This is a genomic window from Roseateles sp. P5_E8, assembly GCF_054177665.1.
Genome location: NZ_JBGCUM010000013.1, coordinates 56,781 through 78,595, shown reverse-complemented (window position 1 = coordinate 78,595; position 21,815 = coordinate 56,781). Strand labels below are relative to the sequence as shown.

The 21,815-nt window shown below is 68.5% G+C and carries 19 protein-coding genes; 6 read left to right on the top strand and 13 right to left on the bottom strand.

Features of this window, described 5'->3' with window-relative positions; translation table 11 throughout:
* On the bottom strand, positions 1–1,269 hold the full coding sequence (locus ACXRVZ_RS10325) for an oligogalacturonate lyase family protein (protein WP_457424187.1): 1,269 nt from the start codon (positions 1,267–1,269) through the stop codon (positions 1–3).
* A gap of 259 nt (positions 1,270–1,528) precedes the next feature.
* Between ACXRVZ_RS10325 and ACXRVZ_RS10320 the strand changes: the two genes are divergently transcribed.
* On the top strand, positions 1,529–2,233 hold the full coding sequence (locus ACXRVZ_RS10320; RefSeq protein WP_457424189.1) for a hypothetical protein: 705 nt from the start codon (positions 1,529–1,531) through the stop codon (positions 2,231–2,233).
* A gap of 21 nt (positions 2,234–2,254) precedes the next feature.
* Positions 2,255–2,857 carry a 3'-5' exonuclease gene (locus ACXRVZ_RS10315; protein ID WP_457424191.1) on the top strand — a complete coding sequence of 201 codons (603 nt, stop codon included), beginning with the start codon at positions 2,255–2,257 and terminating at the stop codon, positions 2,855–2,857.
* On the opposite strand, the gene ACXRVZ_RS10310 is transcribed toward ACXRVZ_RS10315, so the two are convergent.
* The 6 genes from ACXRVZ_RS10310 to ACXRVZ_RS10285 form a co-directional block, all read right to left on the bottom strand.
* Entirely contained in the window at positions 2,833–4,362 is a 1,530-nt protein-coding gene (locus tag ACXRVZ_RS10310) for a bifunctional hydroxymethylpyrimidine kinase/phosphomethylpyrimidine kinase (protein ID WP_457424193.1), read from the bottom strand. The two genes, ACXRVZ_RS10315 and ACXRVZ_RS10310, sit on opposite strands and share 25 nt — an antisense overlap.
* Complete coding sequence (locus tag ACXRVZ_RS10305; protein ID WP_457424195.1) at positions 4,359–5,147, bottom strand: thiazole synthase; 789 nt, start codon at positions 5,145–5,147, stop codon at positions 4,359–4,361. The genes ACXRVZ_RS10310 and ACXRVZ_RS10305 overlap by 4 nt, the downstream gene beginning before the upstream one ends.
* A 2-nt stretch (positions 5,148–5,149) precedes the next feature.
* The gene (gene thiS, locus ACXRVZ_RS10300; protein ID WP_457424197.1) at positions 5,150–5,353 is read right to left on the bottom strand and encodes a sulfur carrier protein ThiS; all 204 of its coding nucleotides are present in this window, start codon (positions 5,351–5,353) and stop codon (positions 5,150–5,152) included.
* Positions 5,346–6,344, bottom strand: a complete 999-nt coding sequence (locus tag ACXRVZ_RS10295; protein ID WP_457424199.1) for an FAD-dependent oxidoreductase — start codon at positions 6,342–6,344, stop codon at positions 5,346–5,348. Before ACXRVZ_RS10295 ends, thiS begins: the two co-directional genes overlap by 8 nt.
* Positions 6,344–8,227 (bottom strand): phosphomethylpyrimidine synthase ThiC, encoded by a 1,884-nt coding sequence (gene thiC / locus ACXRVZ_RS10290; protein ID WP_458232387.1) that lies wholly within the window; start codon positions 8,225–8,227, stop codon positions 6,344–6,346. Before thiC ends, ACXRVZ_RS10295 begins: the two co-directional genes overlap by 1 nt.
* Before the next feature lie 489 nt (positions 8,228–8,716).
* On the bottom strand, positions 8,717–10,042 hold the full coding sequence (locus ACXRVZ_RS10285; protein WP_457424203.1) for an MFS transporter: 1,326 nt from the start codon (positions 10,040–10,042) through the stop codon (positions 8,717–8,719).
* Positions 10,043–10,114: 72 nt separating this feature from the next.
* Here ACXRVZ_RS10285 and ACXRVZ_RS10280 point away from each other — a divergent pair, with 72 nt between their 5' ends.
* The gene (locus ACXRVZ_RS10280) at positions 10,115–11,005 is read left to right on the top strand and encodes a LysR family transcriptional regulator (protein ID WP_457424205.1); all 891 of its coding nucleotides are present in this window, start codon (positions 10,115–10,117) and stop codon (positions 11,003–11,005) included.
* Positions 11,006–11,549: 544 nt separating this feature from the next.
* On the opposite strand, the gene ACXRVZ_RS10275 is transcribed toward ACXRVZ_RS10280, so the two are convergent.
* Together ACXRVZ_RS10275 and ACXRVZ_RS10270 are read right to left on the bottom strand one after the other, a co-directional pair.
* Positions 11,550–14,792: an efflux RND transporter permease subunit gene (locus tag ACXRVZ_RS10275; RefSeq protein ID WP_458232386.1), complete on the bottom strand. Its 3,243-nt coding sequence runs from the start codon at positions 14,790–14,792 to the stop codon at positions 11,550–11,552.
* Positions 14,793–14,802: 10 nt separating this feature from the next.
* Complete coding sequence (locus ACXRVZ_RS10270; protein ID WP_458232385.1) at positions 14,803–15,969, bottom strand: efflux RND transporter periplasmic adaptor subunit; 1,167 nt, start codon at positions 15,967–15,969, stop codon at positions 14,803–14,805.
* 185 nt (positions 15,970–16,154) lie between these two features.
* Between ACXRVZ_RS10270 and ACXRVZ_RS10265 the strand changes: the two genes are divergently transcribed.
* From ACXRVZ_RS10265 to ACXRVZ_RS10255, 3 genes are read left to right on the top strand one after another with little or no spacing between them, the layout of a single operon-like run.
* A complete protein-coding gene (locus ACXRVZ_RS10265; protein ID WP_458232384.1) occupies positions 16,155–16,970 on the top strand; it encodes a thymidylate synthase in 816 nt (271 codons plus the stop codon).
* Positions 16,967–17,461 (top strand): dihydrofolate reductase, encoded by a 495-nt coding sequence (locus ACXRVZ_RS10260; protein WP_457424213.1) that lies wholly within the window; start codon positions 16,967–16,969, stop codon positions 17,459–17,461. Before ACXRVZ_RS10265 ends, ACXRVZ_RS10260 begins: the two co-directional genes overlap by 4 nt.
* A gap of 3 nt (positions 17,462–17,464) precedes the next feature.
* Entirely contained in the window at positions 17,465–18,043 is a 579-nt protein-coding gene (locus ACXRVZ_RS10255; RefSeq protein ID WP_457424215.1) for a DUF4337 domain-containing protein, read from the top strand.
* On the opposite strand, the gene ACXRVZ_RS10250 is transcribed toward ACXRVZ_RS10255, so the two are convergent.
* The 4 genes from ACXRVZ_RS10250 to ACXRVZ_RS10235 all read right to left on the bottom strand — a co-directional run bounded on the left by ACXRVZ_RS10250 (position 18,037) and on the right by ACXRVZ_RS10235 (position 21,760).
* On the bottom strand, positions 18,037–18,768 hold the full coding sequence (locus ACXRVZ_RS10250) for an alpha/beta fold hydrolase (protein WP_458232383.1): 732 nt from the start codon (positions 18,766–18,768) through the stop codon (positions 18,037–18,039). The two genes, ACXRVZ_RS10255 and ACXRVZ_RS10250, sit on opposite strands and share 7 nt — an antisense overlap.
* 89 nt (positions 18,769–18,857) lie before the next feature.
* Positions 18,858–19,952: a ThuA domain-containing protein gene (locus ACXRVZ_RS10245; RefSeq protein WP_457424219.1), complete on the bottom strand. Its 1,095-nt coding sequence runs from the start codon at positions 19,950–19,952 to the stop codon at positions 18,858–18,860.
* A 57-nt stretch (positions 19,953–20,009) separates the two neighbouring features.
* The gene (locus tag ACXRVZ_RS10240) at positions 20,010–20,873 is read right to left on the bottom strand and encodes a spherulation-specific family 4 protein (RefSeq protein ID WP_457424221.1); all 864 of its coding nucleotides are present in this window, start codon (positions 20,871–20,873) and stop codon (positions 20,010–20,012) included.
* Between the two features lie 14 nt (positions 20,874–20,887).
* Entirely contained in the window at positions 20,888–21,760 is an 873-nt protein-coding gene (locus ACXRVZ_RS10235) for a spherulation-specific family 4 protein (RefSeq protein ID WP_458232382.1), read from the bottom strand.
* Positions 21,761–21,815 lie beyond the last annotated feature (55 nt).

The window sequence follows — 21,815 nt, the reverse complement described above, 5'->3', positions numbered from 1 at the left end:
TCAGCGGGCCACCGACAGTTCGACGGCGTAGATCGCCGGCTTGCCTTCCACGTTCGCGCGGTAGACCAGCCACTTGCCGTCCGGCGTGAAGTGCTGGTTGGGCTCCAGCGTGTAGTCCTGCTTGGAGAGATCGGCCACGCGCACGGTCTCCAGGCGGCCCGGCGTGATGAGGCCGGGCACGGGCTTCTCGCGCACCACTGGCTTGAGCAGGCTGATCCACTTGCCGGCGTTGCCGCCGTCGCCAGAGAACAGCTGGCCGTCGGGCGACTGCGAGAAGTGGTAGGACGCCTGGTCCTTGCCCACTTCATAACGCCATTGTTCGCCGGTGGTGAGGTTGCGCCCGGTCAGCCAGGTCGTGCCGCCGCGCGGCATCTGCAGGTCGTACCAGACGGTCCTGCCGTCGCTGCCCCAGAACTCGTGCCCGGCGATCTCGCCGGACATCGTGCGGGTGTGGATCTTGGTGAGCTGCGTGCCGTTAGCGCGTATCGTCCAGATGCGGTCCACCTCGTGCCAGGGGCCCTCGTGGCAGAACATCAGCAGCGTAGGGTCGCTGGGCGAGAACAGCAGGTGGTTGAGCCAGTCGGTCGCGCGGTGGATGGGCTTGCGCTCGCCGCTGCGGATGGCCACGCTGTACATCTCCATCGGCACGCGTGCGGCCAGCCGGTCCGCCATCCACTTGCCCTTGGCCGCGGCGAAGGACAGCGGCTTGCCGTCCGGCCCCGTGCCCGCGTAGGACGGCGAGCCCGTGGCCGGGTCGCGCTTGCCCTGGGCGGCGATCGCGGGCGGCGGCGGCTCGGTCTCGTAGGCGCCGGCCAGCAGCGTTTCGTCGGCGTTGATGGTCTGGATGCGCCCACCGGGCAGGTCGGCGATCCGGCGCGTCTTGCCGCTGTCCAGGTCCACCGACCACACCGTGAAGGGGCCGCCCTCCTCCACGGCCGCGTCGCGCGTCGTGTAGTAGGCCGAGCGCGACTTCGGCCCCGCGAACAGCAGCCGGTCCACGGAGCCCATGAGCACCAGGCGGGTCTGCCAGGTGCGGGTGTCGGCCACGCGAATCCCCTCGGCCGTCAGGTAGATCATCAGATCGCCCTGCGGCGTGAACGGGTTGTAGTTGAAGTAGAGCCCGTAGTTGCCGGGGCTGTCGTCCACGCGCACGATGCGCCGCCCGGTGGTGGCATCGCGCCAACTATCCGCCTCGGCCGAGAAGGCGGGCAGCGCCGTGCCGAGCAAGGCGGTGGCGAGCAACTGCCGGCGCTGGAACGAAGGATTCATCATCGTGGTCGCCCGCAGGCGTCGTCTTGCGAAGCGAACGATGCTAGCGACGCGGCGCGACCGGAACAGACGCCATCGACAACACTCACGCGCTTGATCCGTCAGGGTTCTCACGCGGCCCGTGACGGATTGACGGTCCTCCCGATGGCGCCGTTACAGCTTCGTAAGCGTCTTGTCCTCATAGTTCACGACGTAACCCCAGCACGCCCATCAAGCAGCGCAGCTGCGCGCCGAAGATGCTCTCAAAGGAGCCTCAGACGTGCCGCGCCGACTGCCCATCCCCTTCGCCTTGCTGGTTGCCCTGCTGTCCGCGGTGCTGTCGCAGGCGGCCCAGGCCGCTGACCTGACGCTGCTCGAAACCCGCTGGTTGCAAGGCATCTGGCCGGTCGTCGCGCATGCCAAGCAGAGCCTGGCGCTGCCGCTGGACCTGGTCGTGCAGCCGCAGGACGCCCCCGGCGCCGCACCGCTGGCCCTGGGCTATGCCGACGGGCGCTGCAAGCTGGTGTTCTCGATGCGCGGCAACCCGGAGAGCCAGCGCCAGATCGACAAACTCGACCCCGAACTGCGGGCCGCCGCACTGGAGCTGATGGCCGCGCATGAACTGGGCCACTGTCGCCGCTACCTCGACGGCGCCTGGTACCGCCTGCCGGCCGGCTTCGTCGGTGCGACGCCGCCCGAGGGGCTGGCCCCAGACCTGCGCCAGGCCTGGCTCGAGATGCGCTCCACCCGCCGCGAGGAAGCCTACGGCGACCTCGTCGGTCTGGCCTGGACGCGCCAGCAGCACCCTGAGCTGTACGCCCGGCTGCACGCCTGGCTGGTGGCCGAGCGCTCGGCCGAACTGGTGCCGGGCAGCCACCACGACACGCTGGACTGGCTGGCCCTGGCGCGCGACCCCGGGTCACTTGAAGGCAGCACGATCTTCGAGGCGGCCGACCGGCTGTGGCAGCGCGGCCTCAAGGATTGAAGGCGCGGCCATACTGCCGCCATGTCCAGACCCCCACCGCTGCAACGGCCCACCCTTGAGCAGATCGCGGCCATGCCGGCCTATGAAGCGCTGCCGGCCAGCCGCATCCATGTGCTGAAGACCGCCGCGCAACTCGAGTTCGCTGAAGCAGCGTTGCGGCAGGCCGGGCATGTCGGCTTCGACACCGAGAGCAAGCCGACCTTCGTGGCCGGCATGCCGCAGACCGGCCCCGAGGTCATCCAGTTCGCCACGTTGACCGACGCCTTCATCGTGCAGACCGCCACGCCAGGCGTGCACGATTTTCTGCAGGCCATGATCGAGTCGGACGAGGTCGTCAAGGTCGGCTTCGGCCTGGCGTCGGACCGGCCGCAGATCCAGCGCAAGCTGGGCCTGAGCCTGGGCCAGTCCATCGACGTGTCGCAGATGGTGAAGCGGCTGGGCTTCAAGGACGCGGTGGGGTTGAAGGTCGCCGTGGCCGTCGTGCTGGGCCGGCGCTTCGCCAAGTCCAAGAAGGCCACCACATCCAATTGGGCCAACAAGACGCTGACCCCGCAGCAGCTGCAATACGCCGCCAACGACGCGCACGCCTCGCTGCTGGTCTACAAGGCGTTGAGCGAGGGATGAGGCCAGCGGGCCTCGGCCGCCAGCGGCATGCCCGCGCCGCTGCGCCAGGCGTCCAGCCAGTCGCGCGCCGGCAACGCCAACAGCCCGCGCACCACGCAGCCCGCGCTGGCGCCGCAGGTGGCGAGCTGGATCAACTGTTCGGGCGCCAGCACACCGCCGATGCCGACGACCGGCACGGGTGACATCGCCGCCCACCAGGCTAGGTTGTCCAGCCCCTGCGGCCGCCACGGCATGGCCTTGGTGAGCGTGGGCCAGACGGGACCGCAGGCGATGTAGTCGGGCGCCCAGGCCACGGCGCGGGCCAGCTCCCACAGGCTGTGCGAGCTGAGGCCCAGTCGCAGGCCGCGTGCGCGTGCCTGGGCGAGGTCGGCACGGGCCGCAGCGTCCAGCGCCAGCAGGTCCTCCTGGCCCAGATGGACGAAGTCCACGCCCAGGGCCAGCGCGGCGCGCCAATGGTCGTTGACGATGAAGGTCGCACTCATGCGCCGCGCGGCCTCGAGTGCCGGCTGCACTTCGGCGGCCAGGCGGGTGTGCCAGGCGGCGCCGCTTTCGCCCTCGGCGCGCTTGAGGCGCAGTTGCACGGTGGCCAGGCCCGCGTCGAACAGCGCAGCTGCATGGGCGCCACTGGCGGTGATGCCGTAGACGCCCTCGACGGCGGTAGCTACCTCGGGTCGGGCGGGCCAGGCCGTGGGCGGGCTGTCGAACAGCGCGGGCAGCAGGCTTGCATCGGTGATGAAGCCGGCCCGGGGTCGAACAGGGCCTGCGCCTGCACCGGGCGTTTCGCCATCCGACAGCCCCGAGGTCGTCAGCATCTTGGCCAGCACCGCCGCGTCGGCGGCGACGAAGCCACGCGCCAGCCCTGCGGCCAGCGCGGTCGCGAAGCAGCAGCCGGTGCCGTGGTTGTTACGCGCGGCGCGGCGCGGCAGGGCCAGCCAGCCGCCGGCCTGCGGGCTGGCCAGCCAGTCCAGCACCAGCGGGCCAGCCTCGTCGCCGCCGGTGATGCAGACGGTCTCCACCCCGAAGGCCGGCGCCTGCTGCTGAGGGCAGCCGCTGCCCACCAGGCGCTCGGCCTCGCGCCGGTTGGGCGTGACGACCGTGGCGCGCGGCAGCAGCTCCTCGCGGTAGGCGCGCAGCAGGTCGTCATCGGCAAAGCTGGCGCCGGTGGAGGCGCGCAGCACAGGGTCGACGACCAGGGCCACGGGCCTACGCTCGCGCAGCCGGTCGACCCAGCGCGTGACGACGCGCAGCTGCGCCACGCCACCCAGCAGGCCGGTCTTGATGGCGGCCGGTGGCAGGTCGTTTGCCAATGCCGCGAGCTGGGCGTCCAGCTGCTCGGGCGGCACGGGGAAGACGGCGTCAACGGCCACGCTGTTCTGCGCCGTCAGCGCGGCGGCGACGGGGCACAAATGAACGCCCATCGCATCCGCCGCTCGCTGGTCGGCGGACAGCCCCGCGCCGCCGCCGCTGTCCAGCCCGGCGATGCTCCAGATGATGGGCTTGTTCATGGGATGAGGAAGGGCCTGCCACCTACCGGCGTGCTGGCCACGGCCATGTCCTGCTTCGCCATCACGCCAGCCTCAAAGCCGAGGCGCCCCGCCGTGATGGCCTGGCCGAAGGCGGCCGCCATGCGGATGGGGTCGCCGGCCTGGGCGACGGCGGAGTTCAGCAGCACGCCGTCCAAGCCCAGCTCCATGGCCTGGGCCGCGTGTGAAGGCGCGCCCATGCCGGCGTCGACGATCAGCGGCACGCCGGGCAGGCGCTCGCGAAGCGTGCGCAGCGCGAACGGGTTGAGCAGGCCCTGGCCCGAGCCTATGGGCGCGCCCCAGGGCATCAGCACCTCGCAGCCCACGTCCAGCAGGCGGCGGCAGGTGACGAGGTCGTCGGTGCAGTAGGGGAAGACCTGGAAGCCGTCCTTGACGAGTTGCTCGGCCGCGCTGACCAGCTCCCAGGGGTCGGGCTGCAAGGTGTGCTCGTCGCCGACGACTTCGAGCTTGATCCACGGCGTGTCGTAAAGCTCACGGGCCATGTGGGCCAGCGTGATGGCTTCTTGCGCGGTACGGCAGCCGGCGGTGTTGGGCAGCAGGTAGCCGCCGGTGGCTTGCAGCGTCGCGCGGATGGCGGCGACAAAGCCGTTGTCGCCGGCCGCCGCCAGCGTGCGCTTGAGGCCCACGGTCAGCACCTGGGCACCGCTGGCCAGCACAGCCTGGCGCAGGATGTCGGGCGAGGGGTAGCCGGCGGTGCCGAGCAGGAAGCGGCTTGTCAGCGTGCGGCCGTAAAGAGTCCAAGTCATGCTCAGCCTCCGGTGATGGGTTGAATGAGGGTCAGCTCGTCGCCGGGCTGGATCAGCGTGGCTTCACGCCGGCCACGAGGTACGAAGGCGCCGTTCAGCGCGGTGGCGACGGCGTCGGCTGCCATGCCCTGCTCGGCCAGCAGCGCAGCGACGCTCAAGCCCTCGCGCCAGGGCTGGGGTTGGTGGTTCAACGTGAACTCAGACATGGCGAAACGCCTCTTCGGACAAAGCAGGCGCCAGCAGCCAGCCATGGCGGAACAGGCCGTTGATGCGCAGCAGGCCGGGTTGATGCTCGACGCAGGGCCTGTGGTCCGGCAGCGCGGGTCGCAGATTGGATTCCATGTGGGCGATGCGCGCCTCGGCCAACGCCGGCAGCACGCTGTGCGCCGCCGCCATCAGCTCGACGGCGCTGCGCAGGCTGACGGGGGAGCGGTCCTCGCTCTCTACCTCGGACGCGCCGACAACGATGACATCGCCCGGCCGAGGCACGAGGTAGACGCGATGGCGCGGGTGCAGCAGCCGCACCGGGCGGTTCAGCACGACGCCGGGCGCATGCAGCCACAGGATCTCGCCACGCACGCCGCGCAGGGTAGGCATGTCCGGCTTGGCGCCCAGGCCACGCGTGTCGATGACGAGGTCGGCATCCAGGCGACGTCCGTCATCGAGTGCAAGCACATGGGGTTGGACCGCAACGGCGCGGCGGCCCCAGAGCCAGTCGACGCCGGGCGCCTGCTGGGCAAACGCCAGCAGCAACTCGCGCGGCAGCAGCTGGCCTTCGCCGGGCAGCCACCAGGCCTTGAGGTCGGGGGCAAGCGCGGGCTCCAGCATCTGCAGCGCGGTGCGGTTCAGCGGCTCGGGGCCATCGTCCAGCCGCGCCAGCACGCGCTGCGCCGCGCCCAGGTCGCCGCCATGCGCCAGCAGCAGGCTGCCGTCGGTCTTGACGAGGCCGGGCTGGCCCAGCGCGTCCGCGATGGCGGGCCACAGCGCCAGAGACCGCCAGCCCAGCGTGGCGATCTCGGGCTCCGCATGCGCCTGCTCGGCCAGCGGGCTCAGCAGGCCCGCCGCCGTGAAGGCCGCAGCGCCCGGCTGCGCCGGCCCCTCGGCGGGGTCTACGACGGTCACACGATGACCGGCCCGCGCCAGCTGCCAGGCCAGCAGCCGGCCCATGACGCCGGCGCCTGCAATGGCGATCTGCATCAGGCTTGCGGCTTGATGGGGATATAGAGCTCGCCGCCGGCCTTGCGGAACTCGGCCGACTTCTGCGCCATGCCCACGGCCACCACGTCCGACGCTTCCAAGCCCTGCTTCGCCGCGTACTCGCGCACGTCCTGCGTGATCTTCATCGAGCAGAACTTCGGCCCGCACATGGAGCAGAAGTGCGCCTCCTTGGACGAGTCCTTGGGCAGTGTCTCGTCGTGATAGTCCCGGGCGGTGTCCGGATCCAGGCCGAGTGCGAACTGGTCGTTCCAGCGGAACTCGAAGCGCGCCTTGCTCATCGCGTCGTCGCGGGCGCGGGCGCCGGGGTGGCCCTTGGCGATGTCGGCCGCATGCGCTGCAATCTTGTAGGCAATCAAGCCCTGCTTCACGTCGTCGCGGTCCGGTAGACCCAGGTGTTCCTTGGGCGTCACATAGCAGAGCATGGCCGTGCCCATCCAGCCGATCATGGCCGCGCCGATGGCGCTGGCGATGTGGTCGTAGCCCGGCGCGATGTCGATAGTCAGCGGGCCCAGCGTGTAGAACGGCGCCTCATCGCAGTGCTTCAACTGCTCGGCCATGTTGGCCTGAATCAGGTGCATGGGCACATGGCCGGGGCCTTCGATCATGGTCTGCACGTCGTGCTTCCAGGCCAGCTTGGTCAGCTCGCCCAGCGTGCGCAGCTCGGCGAACTGCGCCTCGTCGTTGGCATCCGCCGCGCTGCCGGGGCGCAGGCCGTCACCGAGCGAGAAGGTCACGTCGTAGGCCTTCATGATTTCGCAGATCTCTTCGAAGTGCGTGTACAGGAAGTTCTCGCGGTGATGCGTGATGCACCACTTGGCGAGGATGGAGCCGCCGCGCGACACGATGCCCGTGCGGCGCTTGGTGGTCAGGTGGATGAACGGCAGGCGCAGGCCGGCGTGGATGGTGAAGTAGTCGATACCCTGCTCGGCCTGCTCGATGAGCGTGTCGCGGAACACGGCCCAGGAGAGGTCTTCAGCGATGCCGCCCACCTTCTCCAGCGCCTGGTAGATGGGCACGGTGCCGATGGGCACGGGCGAGTTGCGCACGATCCAGTCGCGCGTCGTGTGGATGTTGCGGCCGGTGGAGAGGTCCATCACCGTGTCCGCGCCCCAGCGGATGGACCAGACGAGCTTCTCGACCTCTTCCTCGATGCTGGACGTGACGGCCGAGTTGCCGATGTTGGCGTTGACTTTGACGAGAAAGTTGCGGCCGATGRTGGTCGGCTCCAGCTCGGTGTGGTTGATGTTGGCGGGGATGACGGCGCGGCCTCGCGCCACCTCCTGGCGCACGAACTCGGGCGTGATGATGTCGGGGATGGCGGCACCCATAGCATCGCCGCGCAGGCGCTGCTCGCGCTCGGCATCGGACAGGTACTCGCGCATCCACTCGCGCTTGCCGTTCTCGCGCAGTGCGACGAACTCCATCTCCGGCGTGACGATGCCGCGGCGGGCGTAGTGCATCTGGCTGACGTTGGCGCCGGCCTGGGCGCGGCGCGGCGGGCGTTGCAGCGCCGCGGCCTCGGCGCGCAGTTGGGCGATGCGCTCGTTGTCCTCCTTGCCGCCGTCGTCCAGCGCCACGCGCGTGCGGCCGGTGTAGGCCTCGGTGTCGGCGCGGTCACTGACCCAGCTGGAGCGGATGGGCGGCAGGCCGCAACGCACGTCGATCTGCGCCTTGGGGTCGGTGTAGGGGCCGGAGGTGTCGTGCACGACGACGCGCTCGCCGTTGGTCAGCGCGATCTCGCGCATGGGCACGGCCACATCGGGCCGGCTGCCGGTGACGTAGATCTTGGACGAGGCCGGGAAGGGCTCGCGCGTCAGCGACAGGCGTTCATCGAGCGAGAGGGCTTTTTCGGGGGCGTTCACGGCGGTCTCCTGGAGCGGTGGGTCGGTTGCTCCAAGGCCGCCTTGAGGTGCGCCGGGACTTGTCCACTGGAAGTGGTGTCCACGGCACGCCGCGAGGCATGCGCTCTCCTTACGCCGGTATTAGCCGGTTCAAGTTCACGGGTTCGGTCAGGGCTTGTTAACGCGACGGCAACGGGCCGCGTTGTGGCCAGAAAAGCCGCGAGCAAGGCGCAAAGCGGAGCCGGGTGGGGCACCCGGCGAGCATTTGCAACGCCGCGCGCGGCCTTTCTGACCACAACCCGAAGGGAAGGCCATCTGCCAGGGGGCACTCCGCGTTGCACCGCTTGCCCGCATATCAATGCGGGCGGCGCGCTGCGCCTTGATTGACCCCTGGCAGATGGCCTTCGCGGCCCATTGCCGTCGTGTTAACAAGCCCAGGATGACCGTCTCAGCGTCTGGGCTTGGCTCTCGCCAGTCCCGGGCACCCCGGAGCGGGGGCGATTGTGCTTGTCATTTCGCGCGGCCGGCAAGCCCGAGCGCGACGGCAACCAAGCCTGTCGCGATGACGAAGCTCAGGCGCAGGCCGCCCGCAGCGAACACGGCGCCCATGGCCGACGCGCCGGTGATGAGGCCCAGGTTGCGCGACAGCGTCAGCAGGCTGCTGACCACACCACGCTGATTGGCCGCCACCTCGGCCATGACGGCGGTGTTGTTGGCCGCCTGGAACAGCGCATAGCCCGGCGTGACGATGGCCAGCGGTCCCAGGTAGGCCATGGCGCCCAACGACACGGGCAGGCAGGCAATCAAGCCGCAGCCCAGCGCCATCGCGCCCAGGCCCAACTGCGTCATGCGCCGCGTGCCAAAGCGGTCGACCAGGCGGCCGGCCGGCACGCCGCTGAAGGCCGACACGATGGGGCCGATGGACATCAGCGCACCAACGGTGACCGCGCCCAGGCCTAACGCGCCGCTCAGGTGAAAGGGGCCGACCACGAGCGTGGCCATCATGACGGCGGACACGAGGGCGTTCATGGCCAGCGCAGCGCTGAGGGCCGGGTCGCGCAGGTGGTCGAGCCGCACGAGTGGCGACGCGGCGCGGGCTTCGGTGCGCAGGAACAGCCACAGGCCCAGGGCCGCAACGGCGAGCAGGCCGATGTGCAGCGTCATCGCCAGCGCGTAGGCGGCCAAGGTCAGCGCGAGCCACAGCGTGCCGGGCACATCAAATCCCGTTGCGCTGCCCTGCCCACCATCCGCCGGCAAGCAGCGCCAGGCCAGCATGAAGGCCACCAAGCCCAGCGGCAGGTTGACGGCAAACACGGCCTGCCAGCCGAAGGCACCAATCAACACACCGCCCAGCGACGGCCCCAGCGCCGTGCCAACGGCCGACATGGTGCCCAGCAGCCCCATCGCGCTGCCTGTGCGCGCCTTGGGCAGGGCAGCCCCCACCATCGCCATCGTCAAGGCCATCATGGCCGCCGCGCCCAGGCCTTGCAGCGCGCGGGCCGCGATCAGCAGCGGCAGCGTGGTCGCCAGCGCGCCGAGTGCCGACGCGACCGTGAACAGCGCGATGCCGGCCAGCAGCAAGCGGCGCCGGCCCAACAGGTCGCCCAGCCGCCCGGCGCCGACGATGAAGGTCGTGGTGACGAGCAGGTAGGCCAGCACGACCCATTGCACCTGAGCCAGGCTGGCATGGAAGGTGGTGGCCAGCGTCGGCAGGGCGACGTTGGCGCTGCTAATGGCCAACGACGGCAGCAGCGTGCACAAGGCCAGGCTGGCGAGCACGCAGGTGAGGGGCGCTGGAGCGGTTTCAGCGGGTTGGGCGAGGGTCGTGGTGTTCATGCCCAGACCTTAGACATTGGCCGGGCATGGCGGAAGACGCATCATCTGCACTTCATTGCTGCATGAGACGCCATGTCAGACCCAGACCTGAACCTGCTGCTGACGCTGGACGCCCTGCTCACCGAGGGCAGCGTGGCCGGCGCCGCGCGGCGACTGCGCCTGAGCCCGTCGGCGATGAGCCGGTCGTTGGCCCGGCTGCGCGAGGCCACCGGCGACCCGCTGCTGGTGCGCGCCGGGCGCGGGCTGGTGGCGTCGCCGCGAGCGCTTGAGTTGCGTGAACGGATCGGGCCACTGGTGCATGAGGCACAGGCGGCATTGAGGCCGGCCGACGCGTTGAAGCTGGACCGGCTGGAGCGGGAGTTCACGCTGCGAACTCGGGAAGGATTTGTCGAGAACTTCGGAGCGACGCTGCTGGCGCGAGTTGCCGCCGAGGCACCTGGTGTGCGGTTGCGATTTGTGCCCAAGCCGGATCGGGATAGCGGCCCGCTGCGGGATGGCAGCGTGGACCTGGAGACCGGCGTCATCGGCTCGACGACGGGGCTGGAACTGCGCGCCCAGGCGCTGTTCCGCGACCGCTTCGTGGCCGTCGTCCGCCAAGGTCAAGCGCTGGCCAGCGGCAAGCTGACGACCAAACGCTACGCGGCTGGCCGGCATGTCGCCATCTCCCGGGCCGGCACGGCGGCGGGGCCTGTCGACGAGGCGTTGTCCGCCATGAACCTTGCGCGTGACATCGTCGTCACGGTGGCGGGGTTCTCGGAGGCTTTGGCGCTGGCGCGTGGCACGGACCTGATTGCCACGGTGCCCGAACGGCACACCGGGCATCTGCGTGATGGCTTGCTGACCGTCGATCTACCGCTGGCGCTGGAGTCCTTCACTGTCTCACTGCTGTGGCATCCGAGGATGGACGGGGATGCGGCGCATCGCTGGCTGCGGAGTTGCGTGCGAGAGGCCTGTTCAGCTTGAAGGCCGTACTGAAGTCCAAACTGCCGCCTGTTGCGCAGGCAAACTCAGGGTCAATCAGCGGCCTCACAAACAAATGCAACGCGCTCACTTTTCTCTCGTGACCATCGCCCTGCTCACTGCGTTGCCGGCATCGGCAACGAGCCCTGCCAGAGCCCCTCAGCCTGTGAAAACTTGCCTTCAGTTCCTTATCGGTACCAAAGACCTCACCCCGGAGAGCATTGCCACTCTCAACGCAATGCCGCAGTCAATATCGTTCGTTGTCAGGTACGACTCAACAATGCAGCCAAAGAGCGGTCCAACACTTCCAGACATTGAGGCCTCGGCAGCGGCATTTGCACTCGACAGACAGAAGGTGTTGATGCGGAACTTTCCGAGCATCAAGCCCGCTGGTGTGTATAGGTTCAGAGATGAGGAAACTGACCGCTCATGTATGGCATATGTCTACTAGCAACGGCCATGGGCACCTCAAGCCACGGCCACCAACAAAAAGGGCCGACTACTTGCGTAGCCGGCCCGAAGCGCTGAAGCGCTCGAGGGAGATCTTTCAGTCTTTGTCCGCCGGCATCGCCCCAGGCATGCCATGCAGCGGCAGCGAACTCGCACCGCCCTGCTCTGCCTTCTTGGCCACGGGTTTCTTGTCCCGCACCAGATAGCTGTACAGCACCGGCACCACCACCAGCGTCAGCAGCGTCGACGTGATGACGCCGCCGATGATGGCGCGGCCCATGGGGGCTTGAATCTCGCCGCCGTCGTTCAGCGCGATGGCCATGGGCAGCATGCCGAAGACCATGGCCGCCGTCGTCATGATGATGGGGCGCATGCGGATCAGCCCGGCCTCGCGCAGCGCCTCGGCCACTGTCGCACCGGCCTTGCGGGCGTGGTTGGCGAAGTCGACGAGAAGAATCGCGTTCTTGGTCACCAGGCCCATCAGCATGRCCAGGCCGATCATCGAGAAGACGTTCAGCGTCGAGCGCCACAGCAGCAAAGCCAGCATCACACCGATCAACGCGAGCGGCAGTGAAGCCATGATGGCGATGGGCTGCAGGAAGCTGCCGAACTGGCTGGCCAGCACGATGTAGATGAAGATGGCAGCCAGCGCCATGGCCGCCAGCAGGCCGTTGAAGGCCTCGGCCTGCTGCTTGCCGGCGCCGTCCACCTTGAAGCTGGTGCCCGGCGGCAGCTGCGTGGCCTTGATGAGCTTCTGCACGTCGGCGTTCACGTCGCCGCCCGGGCGGCCCTGCACACCGGCGAACACGGCCTCGCGGCGTTGCAGGTTCTCGCGGCGGATGACCTCGGGGTTGAACACGGGCTCGATGGTCGCGACCTGGTCCAGCGTGATGGGCGCGCCCGTGGCCGAGAAGGCCACCGGCAGCTTGGCCATCTGCTCGATGCGCTCGCGCTGTTCGCGCGGCAGGCGCAGCAGCACCTCGACCTGGTTGCCGTCCGGCGTCGTCCAGTAGGTCGCGATCTCGCCGTTGACATAGGCGCGCAGGCTGGATGCCACCTGCGGCGCGGTCAGGCCCAGTTCGCGGATGGCCGAGTCCTTCAGGCGCACGGCAAAGGCGGGCAGGCCGGGCTTGACGGTCGTGTCCACGTCCACCGCACCGGGGATCTTCTTGATCTGCTCGACCAGGTCCTTGGCCGCCTGCGTCAGCACCTCGGGGTCGTTGCCCAGCAGGGTGATCCAGATCGGGCGGTCAAAGCCCACGCTGACCTCGATGCCGGGGATCTTCGCGATGTCGGCGCGGATCGCGTCCTCCACGTCCTTCTGCGAGCGTTTGCGCTCGCTGCGGTCGGTCAGCGTGAGGTTCAGCGACGCCTGGTTGCGGCCCGTCGCCAGGCCTTCGCCGGTGCTGCCCACGACGGAGGACACGGTCTTGATTTCGGGGTAGGTCTTGAGGATCTCCTCGATCTGCGCGACCTTGGCGCTGCCGCGCTCGATGCTGCTGGCCACCGGCATGCGCAGGTTGACCTGCGTGAAGCCGTTGTCCGTCTGCGGCACGAACTCGCTGCCCACCAGCGGGGCCAGCATCAGCGCGCCGACGAAGCTGGCGACGGCGCCCCAAATGACCAGGCCACGCGGCGTCAGCGTCGCGAAGCGCAGCACGCGCTTGGCGGCCTTGTCGCGCTGGCCATCGGCGCTGAACGGGTGGCCGTAGGCGGGGATGGGCGGCACGAACACGCGGTAGCGGCGGCCGGAGAAGGCCCAGTCGATGGTCTTGGCGTAGAGGTCGTGCAGGCGGTCCATGCCCCAGTCGGTCGCGCGGATGAGATGGCCGATGACGGGCCAATGCTTGATGCGCGTGCTCGGAGGGTCGTGCCAGACGGAAGACAGCATCGGGTCGAGCGTGAAGCTGACGAACAGGCTGACCAGCACGGCCACGGCGACCGTGATGCCGAAGGGATAGAAGAACTTGCCGATGATGCCGCCCATGAAGGCGACGGGCACGAACACGGCGCAGATGGCGAAGGTGGTCGCCATSACSGCGAGGCCGATCTCSTYGGTGCCGTCGAAGGACGCGGTGCGGTGGTCCTTGCCCATGCCCACATGCCGCACGATGTTCTCGCGCACGACGATGGCGTCGTCGATCAGCAGGCCGATGCACAGGCTCAGCGCCATCATCGTCATGAAGTTCAGCGTGAAGCCGAAGGCATGCACGGCGATGAAGCTGGAGATGACGGCGATGGGCAGCGTCAGGCCCGTGATGATGGTGGAGCGCCAGCTGTGCAGGAACAGGAAGACGATGGCCACCGTCAACAGCGCGCCTTCGATGAGCGTGTGCTGCAAGCCGGTCAGCGAGCCCTTCACGAAGTCGCTGGCGGCGTAGATCATGCGCAGCTCCACGTCCTTGGGCAGCGTCTTGCGCAGCTCCGCCATCGCCTCCTTGACGGCCTCGCCGGTCTTGACGATGTTGGCGTCCTGCTGCTTGAAGATGTTGAAGCTGACGGCCGGTTGGCCGTTGATGCGGGCGATGCTGTCCTGCTCGCGTTCACGCTCGACCAGGGTGCCGAGATCGTTCAGCGTCAGCGCCAGATTGCCGCGGCGGGCGACGACCATCTGGCCGAATGCCTTCGGGTCCTTCACACGGCCTTCCACGCGCAGGATGGCGTCGGATGTCTGGTCGGACAACAGGCCCACCGGCTGGTCAGCATTCGCCTCGCCCAGCGCCTTGGCGATCTCGGCCGGCGTCACGCCGTAGGCGCGCAGCCGCATCGGGTCCAGGTCGATGCGCACCTCGCGCGTGGTCATGCCGCCCACGTCCACCTTGGCCACGCCTTCCACGCGGCCCAGGCGCTTGGAGACGATGAGGTCGGCCATCATGGACAGCTCACGCGAGCCGCGCGTGGGGCTCAACAGCGCCATCACGACGACGGGCTGCGAGTTGTCGTTCTCAAAGCGCTGCACCGTCGGCGGCTTGGCGTCACGCGGGAACCGGGCCTGCGCGGCGGCCACGCGGTCGCGCAGGTCCTGCATCGCGCGGCCCATGTCGGCGTTCAGCGAAAACTCGACGCTGGCCTGCACGCGGCCCTCGAAGCTGCGCGACTGGATGCGCTCGACGCCGGCAATCGTGTTCAGCGCCTCTTCCAGCGGCTTGGCGATCTCGCGTTCGACGGCCTCGGGCGAGGCGCCGGGGTAGCGCACATCGACCTGCGCGCCGGGGAAGGAGATGTCGGGCATCTGCTCGACACCCAGCTTGGAATAGGAAAACAGGCCCAGCACGCACAGGGCCACCATCACCATGGTCGCGAAGACCGGGTTCTGGATGGAAACGCGGGTCATCCACATGGCGCGCTCCTTATTGCTGCGCCGGTGCCGAGGCGGCCGCGCTGGCGACCTTGCCCGACTTGGCGGCCACGATCTGCGCGGCGTCGCCCTCGCGCAGGTTGTCGAAGCGCGCGGCCAGCACCTGCGCCTCGGGCTTGAGGCCGTTCAGCACCTCGACACGGCCTTCGCGGGCATCGCTGCGGCCGGTCGTCACGACACGGCGCACCAGCGCGCCCTTCTCGATCATCCACACCTGCTCCTGGCCGGAGTTGCGGCTGATGGCTGCGATGGGCACGGTCAGGCGCTGGGTATCGTCCTGCAGCACGACCTTGGCGATGGCGTACTGGCCGGCGCGATAGAGCTCCTTGGGGTTGTCCAGCACCAGCGTCACGCCGATGGAGCGCGTGCCCGGCTCGGCGGCCGGCGCGATGCGGGAGATCTTGGCCTCGACCGGCTCGTTCACACCCTCCACCTTCACCTGCACGGCCATGCCCGGCTGCAGGCGGCTCACTTCATGCGTGCCCACCAGGCCGGCCAGCTCCAGCTTGGCCAGGTCAACGATGGTCAGGATCTGCTGCTCGGCCGCCAGCTTCTCGCCAGGCAGCGCGTGGCGCTTGGCGACGACGCCGTTGATGGGCGAAACGAGAGCCGCCTGGCGCATCGTCACCTGGCTGGTGTCGAGTTGGGCCTTGGCAGCCTGCCAGTTGGCGCGGGCGGATTCGTAGGCGGCGCGGGAGGTGTCGAGTGCCGTCTGGGCGATGAAGTTCCTGGCCGCCAGGTCCTCGTTGGTCTTGAGCGTGCGGGCAGCCTGGTCCATCTGGGCGCGCATGGCCTCGACGCTGGCGCCACGCTCGGCGATGCGGTAGCGCAGCTCCTCCAGGTCAACCTGGCCCAGCGCCTGGCCCGCCTTCACGCGGCTGCCCTCGCCCACCGCCAGGTTCAGCAGCGTGCCGTTGGACTTGGCCCGCACGATGACCGTGCCGGGCGCCACCAGGGGGCCGCTGAACTCGATCTGGGCCGGCATGGCGGTGATCACGGGCTTCACGACCTCGCTGGCCACGAACTCCAGCGCCGGCTTGGCCTTCTCGTCACCCGGCTTCTTGGGGCCGTCGCCCTTGCTGGCCATGACCGCCACGCCGGCGCCACCCACCAGCAGCACAACGGCTGCGATGCCACCCAATTTCACGGATTTGCGCATGACTCCCCCAGACACCTTCAGTTTCGAGACCTTTGCAGTCTAGAAATCTGCGGCTCGCGGCGCAGCGTCGGTGTGACGAAACGCGGTTTGCTGGGGTTGAGCTGCACAAGCCCACGATCAGGCCGGCGCCCTGACCGCACCTGCTGCGGGGTACCACCAGCGCCCAAACGGAGAGAATGCAGCCCATGAGCACCCCGCCCCGCCCTCCGCAGCCCTACGAAKATTTCATGCGCCATGTGTTCGAGCACGGCGTTCAGAAAAGCGACCGCACCGGCACCGGCACGCGCAGCGTGTTTGGCCACCAGATGCGCTTTGACCTGGCGGCCGGCTTTCCGCTGGTCACGACCAAGAAGGTGCACCTCAAATCCATCGTGCTGGAGTTGCTGTGGTTCCTGCGCGGCGACAGCAACGTCAAGTGGCTGCAGGAACGCGGCGTGACGATCTGGAACGAATGGGCGCGCGAGGACGGCGACCTCGGGCCCGTCTACGGTGTGCAATGGCGCAGCTGGCCCACGCCGGACGGCGGCCACATCGACCAGATCGCCGACGTCGTCAAGACACTCAAGAGCAACCCCGACAGCCGCCGCATCATCGTCAGCGCCTGGAACGTGGCCGAGCTCTCCAAGATGGCGCTGATGCCCTGCCACGCCTTCTTCCAGTTCTATGTGGCGGACGGGAAGCTGAGCTGCCAGTTGTATCAACGCAGCGCAGACATCTTCCTGGGCGTCCCCTTCAATATCGCCAGCTACGCGCTGCTGACCATGATGCTGGCCCAGCAGTGCGATCTGGCACTCGGCGACTTCATCTGGACGGGCGGCGACTGCCACATCTATGACAACCATGTGGAGCAGGTGCAGACGCAGCTCGCCCGTGAGCCGCGCGCCTACCCGACGATGACCATCAAGCGCCGGCCGGCGAGCATCTTCGACTACGAGTTCGAGGACTTCGAGCTCAGCGGCTACGACCCGCATCCGGCGATCAAGGCGCCGGTGGCTGTATGAGCGTCATCACGTTAGTGGCTGCCGTCGCGAGAGACGGCGCCATCGGCCGCGACAACGCGCTGCTATGGCACATCCCCGCGGACATGGCGCGCTTCAAGGCGCTGACTCTCGGCAAGCCCGTGGTCATGGGCCGCAAGACGTGGGATTCGCTGCCGGCGAAGTTCTGCCCGCTGCCGGGGCGGCGCAACCTCGTCGTCAGCCGCTCGACCACCGAGCTGCCAGGCGCCGAGGTCTTCGCCAGCCTGGACGCGGCGCTGGCCGCCTGCAGCGAGCCCGAGGTCTGCGTCATCGGCGGCAGCGAGATCTACGCCCTCGCCCTGCCGCTCGCCGACAAGCTGGCCCTGACCGAGGTGGACGCCGCCTTCCCCGACGCCGACCGTCACTTCCCCACCTGGCCGCGTGAGCAATTCAGCGAATCCGCTCGGGAGACGCACACCAGCGCAGCCGGCCTGAGCTTTGAGTTCGTCGACTACGTTAGAAAAGAGAGCTGATCTATGTCCTCCGGTGGCTTCCACGTCCACGGCCCGCATGACCACGAGCTGGAGCATGCCGCCCAGCACGAACCCAAGGGCTTCGCGGGCCAGCTCGCCGTCATCACGGCCATCCTGGCCACCGTCGGCGCCTTCTTCTCCTACATGGGCGGCGCGACCCAGGCCAACGCGGCGCTCTACAAGAACGACGCGGCCATCCGCAAGACCGAGGCCAGCAACCAGTGGAACTACTACCAGGCCAAGAGCAGCAAGCAGAACCTCTCTGAACTCGCCTTCGACCTGACCACCAACGAAGAGCAGCGGGCCAAGTACAAGGACAAGATCGCCCGCTACGAGACGGAAAAGAACGACATCAAGCTGGCCGCCGAAAAGCTGGAGGCGGAGTCCAAACACTTTGACGAGCAAAGTGGCGAACAAATGCACCTGCACCACCGCTGGGCCCAGGCCACGACGGCACTGCAGATCTCCATCGCGCTGGCCGCCATCACGCTGCTGACGAAGAAGCGTTGGATGGAGATGGCGACGTTCGCCGTGGGCACGGTCGGCGTTCTGCTCGGCGCCGCCGCCTGGCTGCACTACTGAGCCGGCCCGCCATCCACCTTAGCCAGCCAACGCTGGAAAGGCGCCACGACAGCGGCTGGCTGCTCCAGCGTGGTCATGTGACCCGAGTCGGGCACTAGCACCAGTTCGACATCGCCTTGAAGCAGTCGCGCCATTTCCTCGGCTCGCTCCGGCGGCGTGACCTTGTCTTCGCTGCCGCAGACCACCAGCGCCGGGCAGCGCAGCGTGGCCAGCACATCGCGCCGGTCCTGCCTGTCCATGGCCGCCTTCTGCTGGCGCACGAAACCAGCCTCCCCCACGCTGCGCGCCATGCCCTCCAGCAAGCGCCGCAAGCCGGGGTCATCGGCATGCGCCGGGTGGAACAGCTTGGCCGGGAACGGTTCGATTGCCTCGGCAAAGCTGCTGCTGCCGGCCACCAGGCCGTCGACGATGCGTTGGCGGTTCTGCCGCGCCTCGTCGCTGTCGGCCTGCGCACTGGTGTCGATCAAGGCCAGGCCGGCGACGCGATCCGGCGCCTGGCGGCACAGTTCCAGCGCGACATAGCCGCCCAACGAGAAACCGGCGACCGCGAAGGGCCCGTCGGGCATGTTGGCGATGGCGGCGGCCGCGAGGTCCGCCATGTTGTCGGCGATGTGCGTCTGGCCGATGACCACCAGGCGCTCACGCGACAGCGCATGCAGGAGCGGGTCCCACATGCGGCCGTCGTTCATCAGCCCGGGCAAGAGCAGCAGTGGAGTGAGTGCCATGGCATTCCTTCAGAGGAGTCAGCGGGCAACAGTAGGCGGGGTGCGCCGCAGACGGTGTCGGACAAGCGCTGTTTTCATGCACAGCAGGCCTAAGGCCCGGGCTGGCAGGCCGTTTTCGTTTTGCCGGCCGCCCACTCCGTGGCCTGCTCCAGCAACCTCAGGTGAAGCGGGTCCGCGTAGGCCTCGGGCCGGTGGCCTAGTGCGGAGTAGAACGAACGCCCGCGGCCAACGCAGCGCGTCCAGGCGATGGGGTGGTCGCCCATGGCGAGGTCACCCGGCGCATAAGTCTTCTCGTCCAGCGTGGCCAGCACGCGTGCGCCGCTGGCTCGCGGGTTGTTCTTGAACGAGTACCACTCGTCGCTCATCTGCCAGCCTTTCCCCAGGCCGGCGGCGATGGGGCTGGCGGCGTCCTCGACGACGATCTGCGCCTGCTGGAACTGCGGGTTCATCGGATGCCCCTTGAAGCGCGCCCCGACCAGCGTGTCGACATACCAATCCCAGAACACCTCCGGGTCGCCGCCCGAGCCATGGATACCGACGAAGCCGCCGCCCCCTTCCACATAGGCCCGCCAGGCCGCCCGCTGCGACAGCGTCAGCACATCGCCGCTGACGTGGTTCCAGATGACCGCGTCGAACTGGCGCAGGAAGCCCGGCGTCATTGCACCGCCCTTGTCGGTGACCGTCAGCGACCAGCCGCGCCGCTGCGCCATCGCCTGGAAGGCCTCGCGCGCCGCCTGCACGGCGGGGCCATGCCAGAAGCCGTTGATCTTCTCGAACACCAGCAGCCGGGGCGAGCCGGGCGGGACGCTGACCTGCGGCACGTCGTTGTCGTAGCGGGCGCAGCGCGCGGCGCGGTCGGCCTCCGACACCGGCAGCGCCCGAAGGGCTGCATCCAGCCTTTCAGCTGAAAAGCCGGGCCGCGCCGCCAGGGAGCGCACGGTGAGGATGGCGGCGAAACTGGGCACGGCCGTCTTCGCCATCCACTCAGGCACCGAGCGAGCCTCCGTCAACACGGCCAGCGCCTGCGGCGACAGCAGCACGTCGATGAGGGGGCTGTCGACGGAGAAAGGTGCGTCGCGGAGCGGGCAGTCCGTCACCGGCCCGGCCTGCGCCGCGCTGGTGACACAGGCCAGCAGCCATGCGGCGATGCCACCGCGCCCAAACGTCATGCATTGCTTCGCCATCGATTCACTCCTTGCGTTGGGGTGTGCAGTGTGAATCAGAAGCGGTGTGAGGGATGCCTAAGCGCGACGGCGCCGCGCTGCGCCGGCCAACAGCGCCAGCAGCCCGGCGCCCAGCATGGCGGCCGATGCCGGCTCCGGCACGGCGGCGGCTGACACCTCTGCCGACCAGTAGCTCGGCAGATGCAGGTAGGGGTTGCCGCTGGCCATCGTGCCATCCGTGATGTAGATCGCGCCCAGGCCATGCTGCCTGGCCAGACCCATCACCTCCTGCATCTGCGCCACGGTCATCACCGTGTGGACGATCGCCCCGGTGGACGCCGCATTCGTCAGGCTGCCCAGGAAGGAGCCGTTGATGAAGTCGTTGTAGGAGCCCTCGAAGCTCATCAGCGTGTTGGCCAGCGCCGTGTAGCCCGCAGTGGGCGCCACGCCCGGGTTGCCGACGATCTCCCAGCTGGGGTGCGCTGCCTTCAAGCCATTGCTGACGGTCTGATAGAACGGCAGCGCACCGGGCTGCGTCGCCATCTCGTCCAGGAACACGCCGTCCACGCCGTACCAGTTCGCATACTTCTGCGCATCGGCCAGCACCTCGGACGTGGAGCGCGTGGCCGGCACTTCGGATGTGCAGTGGTTGACGCCGTAGCAGGTGTAGACGTAGCCCAGCACCTTGCCGCCGGCCGCGCGGAAGGCGTTGACGGAGGTGACGTAGTCGCTGTTAGACGCCGCGCCCGGCCCGTTGCCCGGGTTCATGATGGCCGTCACCTGCGCGCCCTGCTGCGCGGCGGCGGTTAGCTGGTGCCACTCGTTGAGTGACGGCATCCAGGACGGATAGAAGTAGGCCGGCACGATGATCTCGATGGCCGAAGCGAAGGGCGCTGCGGTGGCGAGGGCCAGCGTGGCGATGAAGGTCTTCAAGCGTTTCATGTCGTCTTCTCCGTTCAGCAGGTTCCACCGGTCTTCAGGCTGTTCAAGCACCAGCGCTCGGAGCCCGACAAGCTGTTGTTGCCCCAGTAGGTGGGCGTGTAGTTCCAGATCGGTCCGCCCCAGGGAAGGGCCGGGTTGTAGGTCATGCTCGTCACGAAGACGTAGTTGGCCGTCGTGCCTTTCAGCGTCGCCTGCATCTGCGCCTGCGTGGCCGAGTGCACGAGCAGCCAGGTCTTCACGCCCAGCGAGGTAGCGAGGTTCTGCACGCCGCCGTTGAGCCAGCTGGCGGCGTTGACGTAGTCGCTGTAGCCCGCCTCGTACATGACGATGTGCTCGCCATACGTCGCGGCGCTGACGAAGCAACTGCTGGCACCCGGCCAGCCCGCGTTCCAGACCACCGTGCCGCCGGTGCCGGCCGCCGAGATCTTGGCGCGCACGGCACTGAACTTGGAGGGTGTGCCGTTGCACTTCTGCGCGTCGGTCAGCGCCGCGTCGTCGAACGCGGCCTCGTCGAAGAAATAGCCGTCCACGCCGCCCAGCGTGGTCCTGTAGGCGGTGAGGTTGGCGCCGATCGCGTTGTAACGGGCCACCTCGTCGGCGGTGTTGTAGTTGTAGCCGGTGGCGATGTAGCCCAGCACCTTGCCGCCCTGGGCGCGGATGTTGGCGATGACGGCCTTGTAGTTGGTGACCTGGCTGGCGTTCAGCCCGGTGGCACCGCTGTTGGGGTTGATGACGACATAGGCACCCGACGGCACCTGGCCGCCATAGGTGCTGGCGGTCTCGCCCCAGTAGGCCACCAGGCCGAAGTTAGTCGGCGCCGCGCCGGCCAGGTTCATGGTGAGGGCCAGCAGGCCCGCCGCGGTGGGCTTCAATCCAAATCCACGCATGGTCATCCTTGGTGAACGCCTGACAGAAGAACGGGGCGCGCAGGCGCGAGCGCGA

Coding starts and splice junctions, on each gene's coding strand:
- ACXRVZ_RS10305 (WP_457424195.1), bottom strand. CDS start 5,147: ATGACTTGGACTCTTTACGGCCGCACGCTGACAAGCCGCTTCCTGCTC.
- ACXRVZ_RS10245 (WP_457424219.1), bottom strand. CDS start 19,952: ATGGCGAAGCAATGCATGACGTTTGGGCGCGGTGGCATCGCCGCATGG.
- ACXRVZ_RS10255 (WP_457424215.1), top strand. CDS start 17,465: ATGTCCTCCGGTGGCTTCCACGTCCACGGCCCGCATGACCACGAGCTG.
- ACXRVZ_RS10260 (WP_457424213.1), top strand. CDS start 16,967: ATGAGCGTCATCACGTTAGTGGCTGCCGTCGCGAGAGACGGCGCCATC.
- ACXRVZ_RS10285 (WP_457424203.1), bottom strand. CDS start 10,042: ATGAACACCACGACCCTCGCCCAACCCGCTGAAACCGCTCCAGCGCCC.
- ACXRVZ_RS10310 (WP_457424193.1), bottom strand. CDS start 4,362: ATGAACAAGCCCATCATCTGGAGCATCGCCGGGCTGGACAGCGGCGGC.
- ACXRVZ_RS10280 (WP_457424205.1), top strand. CDS start 10,115: ATGTCAGACCCAGACCTGAACCTGCTGCTGACGCTGGACGCCCTGCTC.
- ACXRVZ_RS10270 (WP_458232385.1), bottom strand. CDS start 15,969: ATGCGCAAATCCGTGAAATTGGGTGGCATCGCAGCCGTTGTGCTGCTG.
- ACXRVZ_RS10325 (WP_457424187.1), bottom strand. CDS start 1,269: ATGAATCCTTCGTTCCAGCGCCGGCAGTTGCTCGCCACCGCCTTGCTC.
- ACXRVZ_RS10315 (WP_457424191.1), top strand. CDS start 2,255: ATGTCCAGACCCCCACCGCTGCAACGGCCCACCCTTGAGCAGATCGCG.
- ACXRVZ_RS10295 (WP_457424199.1), bottom strand. CDS start 6,344: ATGCAGATCGCCATTGCAGGCGCCGGCGTCATGGGCCGGCTGCTGGCC.
- thiS (WP_457424197.1), bottom strand. CDS start 5,353: ATGTCTGAGTTCACGTTGAACCACCAACCCCAGCCCTGGCGCGAGGGC.
- ACXRVZ_RS10240 (WP_457424221.1), bottom strand. CDS start 20,873: ATGAAACGCTTGAAGACCTTCATCGCCACGCTGGCCCTCGCCACCGCA.
- ACXRVZ_RS10250 (WP_458232383.1), bottom strand. CDS start 18,768: ATGGCACTCACTCCACTGCTGCTCTTGCCCGGGCTGATGAACGACGGC.
- ACXRVZ_RS10235 (WP_458232382.1), bottom strand. CDS start 21,760: ATGCGTGGATTTGGATTGAAGCCCACCGCGGCGGGCCTGCTGGCCCTC.